This is a genomic window from Algoriphagus sanaruensis (genome assembly GCF_001593605.1).
GTDB lineage: Bacteria > Bacteroidota > Bacteroidia > Cytophagales > Cyclobacteriaceae > Algoriphagus > Algoriphagus sanaruensis.
Map to the genome: position 1 here is coordinate 2,796,514 of NZ_CP012836.1, position 13,542 is coordinate 2,810,055.

At 40.0% G+C, this 13,542-nt stretch carries 12 protein-coding genes; 7 read left to right on the top strand and 5 right to left on the bottom strand.

Going from position 1 to position 13,542, the window contains the following annotated elements; all coding sequences use genetic code 11:
* The first annotated feature begins 1 nt into the window (after position 1).
* From AO498_RS12280 to AO498_RS12310, 7 genes are all read left to right on the top strand, one after another.
* Positions 2-2,770, top strand: coding sequence for a tetratricopeptide repeat protein (locus tag AO498_RS12280; protein WP_067548040.1), 2,769 nt, complete (start codon positions 2-4; stop codon positions 2,768-2,770).
* A 67-nt stretch (positions 2,771-2,837) separates the two neighbouring features.
* On the top strand, positions 2,838-3,566 hold the full coding sequence (locus tag AO498_RS12285; protein WP_067548043.1) for an ABC transporter ATP-binding protein: 729 nt from the start codon (positions 2,838-2,840) through the stop codon (positions 3,564-3,566).
* Between the two features lie 45 nt (positions 3,567-3,611).
* Positions 3,612-4,160, top strand: coding sequence for a cob(I)yrinic acid a,c-diamide adenosyltransferase (locus AO498_RS12290; protein ID WP_067548046.1), 549 nt, complete (start codon positions 3,612-3,614; stop codon positions 4,158-4,160).
* A 62-nt stretch (positions 4,161-4,222) separates the two neighbouring features.
* Entirely contained in the window at positions 4,223-5,290 is a 1,068-nt protein-coding gene (locus AO498_RS12295) for a branched-chain amino acid aminotransferase (protein WP_067548049.1), read from the top strand.
* 95 nt (positions 5,291-5,385) lie between these two features.
* Positions 5,386-5,835: a hypothetical protein gene (locus AO498_RS12300; RefSeq protein WP_148660233.1), complete on the top strand. Its 450-nt coding sequence runs from the start codon at positions 5,386-5,388 to the stop codon at positions 5,833-5,835.
* Between the two features lie 72 nt (positions 5,836-5,907).
* Positions 5,908-7,012, top strand: a protein-coding gene (prfB, locus tag AO498_RS12305) for a peptide chain release factor 2 (protein WP_102135918.1) whose coding sequence is annotated in 2 segments (ribosomal slippage) — positions 5,908-5,967 and positions 5,969-7,012 — 1,104 coding nt in all. Because the reading frame shifts where the segments join, the coding sequence is not laid out codon by codon here.
* 55 nt (positions 7,013-7,067) lie between these two features.
* The gene (locus tag AO498_RS12310; protein WP_067548057.1) at positions 7,068-8,246 is read left to right on the top strand and encodes an MFS transporter; all 1,179 of its coding nucleotides are present in this window, start codon (positions 7,068-7,070) and stop codon (positions 8,244-8,246) included.
* On the opposite strand, the gene AO498_RS12315 is transcribed toward AO498_RS12310, so the two are convergent.
* The 5 genes from AO498_RS12315 to AO498_RS12335 all read right to left on the bottom strand — a co-directional run bounded on the left by AO498_RS12315 (position 8,243) and on the right by AO498_RS12335 (position 13,509).
* Complete coding sequence (locus tag AO498_RS12315) at positions 8,243-9,592, bottom strand: M24 family metallopeptidase (protein WP_067548061.1); 1,350 nt, start codon at positions 9,590-9,592, stop codon at positions 8,243-8,245. The two genes, AO498_RS12310 and AO498_RS12315, sit on opposite strands and share 4 nt — an antisense overlap.
* A 71-nt stretch (positions 9,593-9,663) precedes the next feature.
* On the bottom strand, positions 9,664-11,019 hold the full coding sequence (locus AO498_RS12320; protein WP_067548064.1) for an MATE family efflux transporter: 1,356 nt from the start codon (positions 11,017-11,019) through the stop codon (positions 9,664-9,666).
* A gap of 2 nt (positions 11,020-11,021) precedes the next feature.
* The gene (locus AO498_RS12325; protein WP_067548067.1) at positions 11,022-11,564 is read right to left on the bottom strand and encodes an NUDIX domain-containing protein; all 543 of its coding nucleotides are present in this window, start codon (positions 11,562-11,564) and stop codon (positions 11,022-11,024) included.
* A gap of 55 nt (positions 11,565-11,619) precedes the next feature.
* Positions 11,620-12,102, bottom strand: a complete 483-nt coding sequence (locus tag AO498_RS12330; RefSeq protein ID WP_067548070.1) for an Lrp/AsnC family transcriptional regulator — start codon at positions 12,100-12,102, stop codon at positions 11,620-11,622.
* Positions 12,103-12,312: 210 nt separating this feature from the next.
* A complete protein-coding gene (locus tag AO498_RS12335) occupies positions 12,313-13,509 on the bottom strand; it encodes a tetratricopeptide repeat protein (RefSeq protein WP_067548072.1) in 1,197 nt (398 codons plus the stop codon).
* Between the last annotated feature and the right edge of the window lie 33 nt (positions 13,510-13,542).

Sequence of the window (13,542 nt, forward strand, 5' to 3'; positions counted from 1 at the left end):
AATGAAGCAATCTTTTCGATTTCAATCTCCCCTGGAATCTAGACTAGTAGTTTTAATCTTGATTCTAGGTGTATTTTTTACTGGATATGCTTCCTTCTTTGCTTCATTACCCTACCCCAATCTTCAGCCTGGGGCCTTCTTAGACACAGTTAAAGTCCCCTTTAATTCTTTTTCAATCGGCTCATTGGAAATCCCAATCCAACTGGACAATTTTCTTGTTTTCCAAAATTTCATTTCTGTTGCCCCATCTCTTGCCCTTGCAGAAACTTACCTCGTAGGAACTGCCTTTTTTTTATTTTTCTGCTTGGTTTTGAGTGCCATAAGCTATTTTGAAAAACTCCCTTTTATTGGAGCTGGAATTGTCTGGATTATCTTGCTGACCTTAACCAATGTAAATGGTCTCAATCTTGGCGGTAAAAGCACCAATATCCCCTTGATCATTTCGATTTCTGGAAGTTTATTTCCAGTCATTTACTTCTACGTTTGGAAAAATCAAGTTCCGTTTATCCTTCGCTTTATTTCGATTCTTCTCGTTTTTGGAGGTTCTGTAGCGGGAATGATGTTTTGGAGCGATATTCCAAATCCAGGACTTTATCTAGCCGAACATTCGTTTATTCTTGCTTTAGGCTTAGGTTTAGCTTGGTTGTTTTGGCAGGGACATGGATTTATTTCAGGATTTTATGTCTTGCTTTCCAAAGCAGGAAGAAATCTCCCTACCAAAATCTCTTGGCAAATCAGCCTCATTTCTGCCCTTTATTTTGCAATTCTGATTATCCTCCTGATCGAACTAAAAGGGTATACAATTAGCTATTTCCCCACTTTTCCAGCTTGGTATTTGGTGGTACCGATTGGAATTTTGGGTTGGCTCTCAACCAATGAAAAATTAGAACAATCCGAGACCTTGGCGGGCCCGGCCCAAAGTTTAAAAATCCTCTATTTCTCAGGGTTTGCAATCCTTATTTGGTGCTTGGGTAAAGTGGAATTTTCTTCCAACCAACCTGCTGAGGAACTCATCAAGCACACGCTTGTCTACACACAGTTGGCCTTTACTCTATTTTTTATCATTTATGCCATGACTAATTTTTTGCCAGTCATGAACTCTGGCAAATCAGTGCATAAAATTCTTTACAAGCCTTATTCTCTTTCGTATTACCACTTGAGAATCGGAGGTTTAATTTCTTTATTGGTCATTTTGGTTTATATGGATGCTATTGTTGCCGTTCAGGCCAATTCATTGACATCTAATATTCTTGGAGATTATTACTACCAAAGTGGTCAAAAACTGGAGGCAAGTTTTCTTTACGAAGACAGTTGGTTTAAGTACAGAAAAAATCAAAAAGCGAAAAATACCACTGCTCACCTTCTCTTTGAACTAAATCAACCTACACTAGCCAAAGCCCATTTGGAGCAAAGCTTTGCTGAAGCCCCGCAAGTAGATAACATCATCCTTTTAGCCGAACGATTGAACAGAGAAAATAAGATTTTTGAAGCGATCTATTACCTGGAAGATGGACTAAAAATCTTCCCAAAAAGTACTGAGCTCAGGAATAATCTTGCTCTCTTCTACCTCAGGACAAATGACTTAGAAAAAGTTCAAAACCTATTTCAAGAAGGCGATTTGAAAAATTCCATTTTCAATTCCAACTATCTAGCTTTTCTTGGTAAAACTGGCGTTACTCCAAATCCAGAAATTTTGGTAGAAAAAGATATTCCAAGCTTGATCAATCAAATTGCCCTTCTTCGAAAGTCAGATTTAATTCCAGGTCAGGATTTAAAAAAGGAATTGCAAGATGGTTTAAATACGAACCTTTCTCCAATGGTAATTCAGGCAGGCTGGAGAAATATAGTCACTGAATCGACACTCGAAAATCCATCTGAAAAGATTAAGTTTTTAGATTCTTTGGCTGGAACGCCGAGTTACCTGGATTACACCATGCAACTTCAAGAATCAGCTATTTTGCAAAGTCTTTCTGCTGGAAGAATTGGTGAATCGGTCATTAATCTAAATGGACTGGCATTTAGAAACCCCAATGATGCAGCCTATTATTTGAACCTTTCCGGTTTGATTCTTAGTCAAAATCTGGATTTCAATAAAGCTGCGAATGATTTTAAAGTTGCTAGAGAAAAAGGATTCAAAGCTTTCAGCCGAGTTCATTATGCAATATTCAAACTTGGAAATAAAGAAACTGAGGCTGACTCTTTGGCTAAGGAATACCCACATCTGATTTCTGAGGATTTAGTATCTGAATTGACTCCTTTTCAAAACTTCAACCAAACATTGCCTGAACGATTATTTCAATCTTGGCAAACTATGCCCGATAATCGAAGTCGAATCGACTTTGCAAAATTACTTTTACTCAAAAAATCACATGGATTGACTTCCATCCAAATTCAAGAAATCGGCCAATATATCATCAACCGAGAGGGCGAAAACACAGCACTTGGGACATTTATTTCTAATCCTGATTGGACAGTGGAAGCATCAATTAAAGCGTTTTTGACCTATTTCAACCTTAGCGAGGAGCTTTCTGCAAATCCATATCATACGCCTTTAATCCTAAATGCTGCCGATCGAATTCAAGATCCTTTAGCACAATATGAATTGATTAATTCGGCTTCAGACTTTAATCAAGATCCCTTGCTCTGGATTAGAAAGGTGCAGGCTGCACGCCGGATAGGATTGGACAACTACGCAAGCCAAGCACTCCAGGATATGAGTAAATGGCTAAGCTGGGATGAAATAGAGATGCTTCAAATGCGCTTGAAGTAAAGTTTTTTCCATTTTTTAAAAATTGTTCGTTAATTCCGAAATCTAAACCACTATAACTCATACAACCATGCAAAAAGTAATCGAAACCCACGAAATCAATAAGACTTATAAGATGGGCGCTGAAATCATTCAAGCCCTAAAGTCAATCAGTATTACTGTAGATCGTGGGGAATATGTGGCTTTTATGGGACCTTCTGGTTCAGGAAAATCCACTTTGATGAATATCATTGGTTGCTTGGACTCCCCTACTTCAGGAACATACATCCTAGCTGGCAAAGACGTCAGCGATATGAGTGAAAATGAACTGGCCGAAATCAGAAACAAAGAAATTGGCTTCGTATTCCAAACGTTCAACTTATTACCAAGAGCCACCTGCCTGGACAACGTTGCCCTTCCTTTAGTTTATGCAGGATTCAGTAAATCCGAACGTGAAGAAATGGCTTTCAAAGCATTGGAAAATGTGGGCTTAGGAGATCGAACCAAACACAAGCCAAATGAGCTTTCTGGGGGACAGCGCCAGCGAGTAGCGATTGCTAGAGCCTTGGTAAATAATCCAAGCATTATCTTGGCCGATGAGCCTACTGGAAACTTGGACTCGAAAACTTCTTACGATATCATGGAGCTTTTCCATGAACTTCACGCCAAAGGAAACACCATCATCATGGTAACGCACGAGGATGATATCGCACATTATGCGCATCGAATTGTAAGATTAAGAGACGGATTAATTGAATCAGATAAAATCAACCCAAATCCTACACGAGGAAAGGCTGTTGCAGCTACTTCCATGGGGTAATTTTCGAATTGATCCTTATTTTTGCAGTAGCTAAAAATAGGCTGCATGAAAATTTATACCAAAACCGGCGATCAAGGAATTACATCTCTCTTAGGAGGAGTGCGAGTTCCCAAATCTGATCTCCGAATTGATGCCTACGGAACAATTGACGAATTGAATTCTTACTTGGGATTACTGAGGGATCAGCCTGTAAATGAATCAAGAGCTGAGATCTTAAAAGAAATTCAGGACAGACTTTTCACAATTGGAGCTGACCTAGCTACAGTACCCGGAAAAGACAAAGTAAAAAAGCCTGATCTTCATCTAGAAGATGTTGAATTGCTAGAGCAGGAAATGGATCAAATGGAAGCACAGCTTCCTATGCTTACTGCCTTTATCCTTCCAGGAGGCCATCAATCTGTTTCGTTCTGTCACCTAGCCCGGACCGTTTGCCGAAGAGCCGAACGAATCGTGGTGGAATTGGCATCCTTTGAACCAGTCTCTGATTTAGTAATTCAATACTTAAACCGCCTTTCCGATTATTTATTTGTTTTGGGAAGAAAAATGGCCCAAGATCTACAAATTGAAGAAGTAACCTGGAAGCCTCGCCTGTAAAAGCCTAGCAAAACCTATAAATTACCAAGAAAATTAGGCGGCCCGCCTTAACCCACTCACACATGAAAACCTCTCTTGCCATCCCGGTTACCAAAACCTCCAAATCTCGGTTACCTGAAATAGACTTTTCAAATTTGGTATTTGGAAAGGTCATTTCTGATCACATGTTCGTGGCAGATTTTGTCAATGGCGAGTGGACGAATGCCAGAATTGAACCTTACGCTCCTCTTCAGCTCAATCCTGCCAATGCAGCGCTTCATTATGGACAATCCATCTTTGAAGGACTCAAGGCCTACAAAAATGAAAAAGGAGAAATTTTGGTCTTTAGGGCAGATGCAAATGCAAGAAGAATGAATGAGTCTGCAGCCAGAATGTGTATGCCAAGCATTCCTGAAGAATTATTCTTAGAGGGTCTTACACAGCTTCTTGACTTAGACCGTTCATGGGTTCCATCGTCAAAAGGCTCTAGCTTATATATTCGTCCTTTCATGTTTGCTACGGATGACTACATCGGAGTAAAGCCTTCAGACACGTATAAATTCATGATCTTCACCTGTCCAGTAGGAGCATATTACAGCAAGCCTGTTTCTGTAAAAGTTGAAACTTCATTTACAAGAGCTACTGAAGGTGGAACTGGAGCTGCAAAAACAGCCGGAAATTATGCGGCTTCTCTTTATCCTGCACTTCAAGCTCAAAAAGCAGGATATGACCAGCTACTTTGGACAGATGGTAAAACCCATACCAAAATTGAGGAAAGTGGTACAATGAACGTAATGTTCAAAATAAACGGGAAATTAATCACAGCTCCTACGCATACTGGAACAATCCTAAAAGGAATCACTCGAGATTCAGTAATCCAATTGGCAAAGGACTGGAATGAGACCTTGGAGGAGCGTTTCTTGACTGTTGAAGAACTGCAAAATGCCTTGGAAAATGGAACTTTAGAAGAAGCGTTTGGCGTAGGAACTGCCGCTACCATCGCTCATATCTACAAAATCCAAGTGAATGGAATAGATTACTTACTTCCAGAAAAAGGAGTTGATACATTTTCCAATCGAATTCTAAATGAATTGGACGGAATAAAATTAGGTGATATTCAAGATCCTCACGGATGGATGATCAAATTATAATTCAAAACGGGAAGCGCTCTTCCCGTTTTTTCTTTTTAGCTCTACTCCTTTTTATCACCCTTTTCGGTAGTGTTAAAGAAGGTATTGGTCAAACTTTGACACGAGATTTTTTATTGCTAAAACGAGGGCCCCAAGAAAAAAAACAAATTCGATTCTTCATTGGAGAGTCCATCACCTATAAAAGTAAAAAGCTAGGCTACTTTGTAACTGATAAAATTGTCCGACTTGATTTGGACTACATTTATCTGACAGAAAATATCCTCAAACCAGAAGATATTTTAGAAATCGACATTCGTAATAAAGACCCTAGAAATTATACACTTAGAAATCTTACTTCCCTTTTTTTGGGTTCGGGCGCTTTACTATTGGGAGTGGAATCTATCAATAGTATTTACCAGCAAAATGAATTTGGGATTGATTCAGGAGTGGGTCTGACTGCTGGGATATTAATAGGAACGGGATTGGCAATACTCCCGATTCGTTATAAGATTTTTAAAAACGAAGGAAAAAATAGAATCCAAATCTTACTTCTCAGTCCGGAATAATTGAAGTTTTCTGGCTTTTCAGGGATTTTTTTGGGACTTTTGCAGCCTGTAAATTTTAAACAATCTAACCAGATGACTTCAGAACAACTGAAAGACTTGAAAGCCCGCACTTCGGCTTTGAGGAGGTATCTTTGACTACGATCGCAAGAAATTAGAAATACAAGATCTTGAGGCCGTATCCTCACAACCTGATTTTTGGAATGATCCAGAGGAGGCCGAAAAAACCATGAAGCAAATCCAGGCTAGAAAAACCTGGACTGTTCAATTTGAATCTTTGGAAAAAACGATCCAGGATTTAGAAGTACTCTATGACTTTTACAGCTTGGAGGAAGTTTCTGAAGAAGAAATGAAAGCTGAATTTCTCAAAGCAAAAGATGCTGTCGAGGAACTCGAATTAAAGAAAATGCTTTCCTCCGAAGAAGACCAACTGAACGCAGTATTGGAAATCAACCCTGGTGCAGGAGGTACAGAAAGTAATGATTGGGCTTCCATCCTGATGAGAATGTACATCATGTGGGGTGAAAAAAATGGATACAAGGTTCGCGAGGTTGACGTACAGCCGGGAGAAGTTGCCGGAATTAAATCCGCCACTTTAGAATTTGAAGGTCCCCTTGCTTATGGATTTTTGAAATCAGAGACAGGAGTTCACCGGTTGGTTCGAATCTCTCCCTTTGATTCAGGAGGAAGAAGACATACCTCATTCGCTTCAGTATATGCCTATCCAGAAGTGGATGACAGTATTGAAATTGAAATTAATCCAGCTGATATCGAATTGCAGACCTCTCGATCAGGGGGTGCAGGTGGTCAAAATGTAAACAAGGTGGAAACCAAGGTACAATTGACCCATAAGCCAACCGGCATCGTGGTTGTTTGTCAAGTGGAGCGATCTCAATTAGCAAACCGGGAAAAAGCCATGCAAATGTTGAAATCCCGTCTCTATCAGATTGAGTTGGAAAAGAGAAATGCTGAGCGAGCTAAGATTGAATCATCCAAACTCCGAGTGGATTTTGGTTCTCAAATCCGAAACTATGTGCTCCACCCGTACAAGCTGGTCAAAGATAACCGTACTGGTTATGAGACCTCTGATACTCAGCACGTATTAGACGGAGGATTAAATGAGTTTATGAAATCTTTCCTACTTGCACAGAGTGAGGAAGAAGCTAACCGAGAAGAATAAAAAGAAAGGGCTGGAACAAAAATTCTGGCCCTTCTTTTATCAAAAGAGATCCTGAATGAGGTTAAAACCTTCCTTTTTTTCCTTGGATTTTGGATTGCTCTGTTTGAGCAATTTTTTGTTTTTCTCCAGTTTCAACATGATCATTCCGGAGTTGCCCAGTTTTTTAAGTTCCATGGGAGGCCAGGATTACAAAGGATTGATCATTTCTCTTTTTACGCTCAGCGCAGGCCTTTCTCGACCATTTAGTGGAAAGCTAGCAGATAAGATCGGTCGAATCCCAGTTATGATGATTGGGGCTATCGTTTGCTTCATCGTCAGCTTGTTATACCCCATTCTCAGTTTTGTAGGAGGATTTCTCTTTCTTCGATTTATCCATGGGTTTTCTACAGGATTTACTCCCACAGGATCCTCTGCCTATGTGGCGGACATTGTGCCATTTACCAAACGAGGAGAAGCAATGGGTCTTCAATCACTCCTTGGTTCATTGGGAATGGCTGCGGGACCTGCTATTGGTGGATGGATTGCTACGCAATATCCAATCGAAATTTTATTCTATACGTCCTCCTTTACCGCTATATTTTCAATTTTGATTTTGGTAAAGCTCAAGGAAACCATCCAAGAGAAAGAACGCTTTTCATTGAAGCTCTTACGCTTAAAAAGGGATGAAATTCTTGAAAAAAGAGTACTATGGCCATCCTTATTCCTTTTTCTCTGCGCCTTTTCTTTTGGAGTAGTTTTGACCATAATTCCTGACTTAAGTGAGTTTCTGGGATTGAAAAACAAAGGCTTATTTTTCGCAGTATTCACCCTTTCTTCCCTTGGAATCAGGCTTTTGGCAGGCCGAACCTCTGACAGATTCGGAAGGGTAGTCATCATGCGAGTAGCAAGTCTCACCCTTGCAATGGCTATGATTATTCTGGCATTTACAAGTTCAAGCGAACTTCTTTTACTAGGAGGTGTAATGTTCGGATCTGCTGTGGGTATGTATAGTCCAACAACTTCGGCCTGGGTAGTCGATCGCTCCCTCAATCATGCTCGAGGAAAAGCTCTGGCAACCATGTATATTTTTCTGGAAGCAGGAATAGGTGTAGGAGCTTTGGCCTCAGGTTGGATTTATGGCAATCAAGCTGCAAATTTTAGACTTGTTTTTATAAGTGCCGCAATCGTCGCTTTAATTGCCTTTTTGGGATTAATATTTACCAAAAGAGACCAACTCCCTCATCACCATCCTTAATTTCCCAAATAGAAACTTGATCTTGGGATAGGCAAAATTCTACGCTGACGTCCGTTGTAATACGTTACTTTTTGACCGTCGAAAAATGCACCTTCCTCTAGCATGATCCTTACATCTTTGTTCCATTCCTTGACGAATACCACAGCATTTAATTCAATTGCATATCCTGTGTTTGCATGTAATGGAAAATCACCAGCACCTGGTGTATTACCTTGATTGTCCCACATACCAATAGTAGGTCCGGCTGAATGACCATAAAATCCTAATGGATGGGTATAAATACTTCCACGGATTCCTTCTTTTTCCATTTGCTGGCGCGAAGCTTTTAAAATTTCATTTCCGGATTTTCCTTGAATGTAGTTTGATGTCAAAATATCCTGAAGTCGATTTCCTACCTGCAAAGCATCATTCAAAAATGCAGGAACTTCAGTTTCTCCTGGTTTCAAAACATAAGCAAGCTCTTGTGTATCTGTATTTAACCTTAAATAAGTGATCCCAAAATCGATATGCAATAAATCCCCAGGCATAATGATTTCATCTCCTGGACGAACTGCAAATGAACGATTTGCCTCTTGCGAGGCAGGATCAGGGCGCTGAATATCAACCGTAGGATGAAACCACGTATCAAGTTTCATTTCTTTGATTTTTTCCCGATAAAACCATACCACATCATCTGTACTAGTCACACCCGGAGTAATCACCTCAGAGGATAATCCTTGGGCGATGATGTAATGAGCTAGTTCTTGAATATGTCGATAAGTAGCCATTTCTGATGGAGTTCTCGTCTCCAACCAACGGACTGCCAAGGTTTGAGCGGACACGACTCTGGATTTCAAATTTTCAGGAAGCTTTTCAGTAAATAAGCTGAAATCTGTATGCGTCAAACCATCCGCATGCCCATAATCCATCGCAAAATTTAACCCAATCTTCTTGGGATTTTTAGATTGGACCAATTGAATGAGAGCCTCCCATTGATCCGGCTGAGCCTCGGGATTCCAGGCTTTTTTGAAGGATTTTCCTACATCATACCTTGCGATGGCGTAAGTTTCAACTGGCTGGTTCGGCGCTGGCTGATACATTACTAAAATTGTTCTTCTTCTTGCTGCATGCCAAGTGGCGGGGAGCAATGTTCGAATTACCGGATCTTCATTGTATTCCCGAGACATCACAATCCAGAGATCAATACCCGTTTCGGTCATCAACTTTGGAAGTACCTGATCTATACGCTCTTCAAGCCATTGGTCTATAATTTCGGCTTGATCTCTTTGAGAAAGAACTGCTGGTTGTTGTGCCCATGAGGCTAAGCTGAAGGATAAAGTGATGTAAAAAAGAATCCCGTATTTCATTTCGTTTTTGGTTGAATCGAGTTGAAAATACGGGATAATTTTGATTCTAATGGATTCAAGTAAATGAATGCCTATAATTTTTGTACGAGGGGCTGTTCGTTTATTTTCTTTTTACTCAAACTATGAAAGCGGTAAAATAGCATTACTGCAGTAATGGTTAATCCAATTAAAAGGCCGATCCAAATTCCCTTTTCATTCCAGCCTAATGGAAAAGCAAGGAGGTAACCAAGGGGTAGTCCCAAAACCCAATAGGCCATTAAGGTCACTAAAGTTGGAACTTTTACATCTTCCAATCCACGCAAGACGCCTAGGCCTACCACCTGCACGCCATCTGAGAGTTGGAAAAATCCTGCAATAATCAATAAGCTTGCAGATAATGCAATTACCTCTGGATCATCGATATAAAGTGTTGGAAGATAAAATCTAAATGTAAAAAAGATTACTGCGCAAGTAAACATAAATGCCAAAACCATCCCAAAAACTGCCATTCCAGCTTCTCGCATCCCTTGGAAATTCCCTTTTCCTATTTGATTACTCACTCTAATCATTCCCGCAGTAGACAAGCCAGTAGCCATCATATAACTGATCGAAGCAAGATTTAATGCGATTTGATGACCGGCAAGTGCATTGACTCCAATCCAACCCATCATAATTGCGGCCGCACTGAAAGCAGATACCTCGAAAATAAACTGAAAACCTGTCGGTACTCCGATTTTTAAAATTCGAGCGACCATCGGAAAACTTAAACTAGGCAGGGAAAGTCGAATATGATAGGGTTTATAACGACTTGATCTTAACACATATGCCCCCATCAAAATCATCATTAAAATTCTTGAAATCAATGTAGCCCATCCAGCTCCATTTAAACCTAAAGCCGGAAATCCAAAATGCCCCCAGATCAAAACCCAGTTCAAGAATACATTGACCAAATTGGAAAAAATAGTAATGTACATAGCCTGCCTAGTCTGGGATAAACCTTCAGCAAGTTGCTTGAATGTCTGAAAAACCATCAAAGGAATCAGGGAGGCGGTAATAATCCACAAGTAGGGAATAGCTTCTTCAACGACTTCTAAAGGTTGATTCAAAAAATGAATACCCTGAGAAAGTCCCATCACCACGACAGTTAACAATAGACCTGTGGTCAGGTTGATCCAAAGACCATGCTTGAATAGTCTCGAAATACGCTTGGTTTTATGCTTTCCATCTGCAATGGAAACCAATGGGGTAATCCCCATTGAAATCCCAATACCAAACATCATAATGACAAAAAATATGCTGTTTCCCAAAGAGGCCGCAGCCAATGGAAGAGCTCCTAGCCGCCCTACCATCATACTATCTGCAACCCCAACAGCTACCTGACCCAATTGGCTAAGCATCACGGGATAAGCAAGAAAAAATGTGGTTTTTATGTGAGATTTTAATTCCATAATCAATACCCTAGGATTCGAGCGGCCTTTAATAGTCCTGCAACACTTATTGAATCTGTAATTTGCCCTGACATTACCATCTCTAAAGCTTCTTGAAATGGAAGCTTCTTAATTAAAAGTTGTTCAGTCTCTTCGAATTCTGTTTCTCCTTGGGTTAAATCTTCTGCAAGATAAATCAAACCCCACTCATCGGTTACTGAATTTGAGGTATGAATTTTCAAAAGTTCCGTCCACTTATTTGCCAAAAGGCCAGTCTCTTCCTTAAGCTCTCTTTTGGCAGATTCCAAAAGATCCAGATCATTAGGCCCTCCACCCATCGGAATTTCCCATGAGTATTCATCAAGGGTATATCTATATTGTCCAACTAGCCACGTATATCCTTCATAATCAATAGGGATGATCGCCATGGCTCTATTTTTAAAATGAACTTTCCCATAAATGCCTTCTTTTCCAGCAGGAGTAATTACTTGGTGCTCTTCTACCCTGATCCATGGATTTTCATAAATCGGTTTTTTAGAGAGAGTTTTCCAGGGGTTTTCAGTCATTTTATTGCAAAAAAAAAGGCGGACAAAGCCGCCTATGGGTTTTAATTAGTTCGCATTAGGCAGGAATAGGCAATACCTTCGAATCCTTGAATGTAGAAAGAATCACCATGGACTGCATAGAGTCCACTTCCTTAATTTCAGATACTTTTTCAAGCATTAACTTTTGATAAGCTGTAATATCCTTAGCAATGATTTTAAGGATAAAATCACCAGTACCTGTGATGTGGTGGCATTCGATCACTTCTTGAATTCCATTAATTTCCTTCATGAAAGCGTCAATGTTACCCTTGTTATGACCGATTAAGCTCACCAAAACAAAAGTGCTCACACCCAATCCGATCTTCTCTGGATCAAGCTTCGCATGGTAGCTTTTGATAATTCCTGATTGCTCAAGTTTTTTAACTCGCTCCAAAGTTGGAGCTGGAGAAAGTCCAATGTCCTTAGACAATTGCGCGTTTGTGATTTTCGCATTTGCCTGAAGGATTTCAAGAATCCGGCGGTCTATTTTATCAAATTTGATTCTTACGCTATTGTCCATGATTTCTCTCTTTTACAAAATTTTATGTGGCGCAAATTTAATATAATTAATGAATGTTTTAAATCAGTTTTAAGGTTTTTGATGAACGGAAATCAAAATTTATTTAAAGAATCGAGCTTCAAAAGCAAAGAATTAATAAGATTACTCATTTTGCCTCTAAAAAATTCAAATAATCTCCTGTTCAAAGTTTCTAAAACGGGAGAATTCCAATTAAAGTTTATTCTTTTTGATAAAATCTCTCGCTTCTTTATGAGCGGGGTGTTTTCGCTTTGCATAGCGCTTGACCGTGTCAAAATATTTCTTGGCAAGTGGCTTGTTTTTCTCAGCGGTGGCCATCTTTCCAAGTTGGATTAAAGCGTGTAAATAATAACCACTCTCTTGGGATTCAGATTCCTCCCCGTAAGCTACCGTCTGGAGGTAATATTTTTTGGCTTCTGATTTATTGCCTACCCTATTATGGTATTCTGCTATATAAAATGCTGCAAACCTCCCACTATTTGATTCATAGCCATATTGTTTGTTCTGAATCCGATTCAAAATCTCCATACTTTGCTCCACTGATTCTGTCCATCTGCCGACAGAATACAAATGTCTTGCATAGGACCTGTGGAAATATGGATTGTTTGGAAACTTGCCATGCAGATACTCAGAAATTCGCAAGGCCTCATAGGGTTTCTTCTCCTCCGAAGCATACAATCTAAACAGAAAGTACATTGCCTCTACACGAGTATAAAAGGCATTCGAAGCTACGGTCTCTAATTGCTGAAGTCCTAACTGTTTATTGCCCTTTGGGAAAAGTGCCACAACTGGTCTTAGGAGCGGGTAGTTTTCAGGAATCCAAACCGAAAAATAATTAAACAATGCGTCTCCTAAGAGAAGCTCAGGATTAAACTCTTCCTCTCCCCGACTCATTTCCATGTATTTTAAGGCATTTCGACCCGCAAAGGTTGCCTTAGTCCAGCTTTTCCGCTCGCTGTAAAGCCTTCCCATAAATCCATATCCTGCAGCCAAGAAAAAAGCAGCTTCCTTGTTTGTGGGATCTTGATCCAACAATTCTTCCGCCTTATCATTTGCTCGTTCGAGATATTGGATAAAAATATTATCAAAGCGAGTGTTAGTCACGTCCACCTCTATTCTCCACCAATACCCTAATGCCATCAGGAAATCTGGAAGTGGATGATTAGGGTATTGATACATGATTACCGCAAAATCACGCTCAGCCGTTGGGAAATCAAAATCATACATACTGTTGATCGCCTTGGTGACTCGGTACTGTAGGCCTTTGTCCAGCAATAAATATTTGGGAGCGGGGACAACATCTCCAGGGGTTGGAGATTGTGCCATAGATTTGACACTAATTCCAACTAAAACAAAAATAGATAGGATGACCTGAAAATAGTTCCTCATGGGTTATTCTGATTTCCGTGCAAAATTACGCCT

Coding starts and splice junctions, on each gene's coding strand:
- AO498_RS12315 (WP_067548061.1), bottom strand. CDS start 9,592: ATGAAATACGGGATTCTTTTTTACATCACTTTATCCTTCAGCTTAGCC.
- AO498_RS12290 (WP_067548046.1), top strand. CDS start 3,612: ATGAAAATTTATACCAAAACCGGCGATCAAGGAATTACATCTCTCTTA.
- AO498_RS12335 (WP_067548072.1), bottom strand. CDS start 13,509: ATGAGGAACTATTTTCAGGTCATCCTATCTATTTTTGTTTTAGTTGGA.
- AO498_RS12325 (WP_067548067.1), bottom strand. CDS start 11,564: ATGACTGAAAACCCCTGGAAAACTCTCTCTAAAAAACCGATTTATGAA.
- AO498_RS12285 (WP_067548043.1), top strand. CDS start 2,838: ATGCAAAAAGTAATCGAAACCCACGAAATCAATAAGACTTATAAGATG.
- AO498_RS12280 (WP_067548040.1), top strand. CDS start 2: ATGAAGCAATCTTTTCGATTTCAATCTCCCCTGGAATCTAGACTAGTA.
- AO498_RS12310 (WP_067548057.1), top strand. CDS start 7,068: ATGAGGTTAAAACCTTCCTTTTTTTCCTTGGATTTTGGATTGCTCTGT.
- AO498_RS12320 (WP_067548064.1), bottom strand. CDS start 11,019: ATGGAATTAAAATCTCACATAAAAACCACATTTTTTCTTGCTTATCCC.
- AO498_RS12330 (WP_067548070.1), bottom strand. CDS start 12,102: ATGGACAATAGCGTAAGAATCAAATTTGATAAAATAGACCGCCGGATT.
- AO498_RS12295 (WP_067548049.1), top strand. CDS start 4,223: ATGAAAACCTCTCTTGCCATCCCGGTTACCAAAACCTCCAAATCTCGG.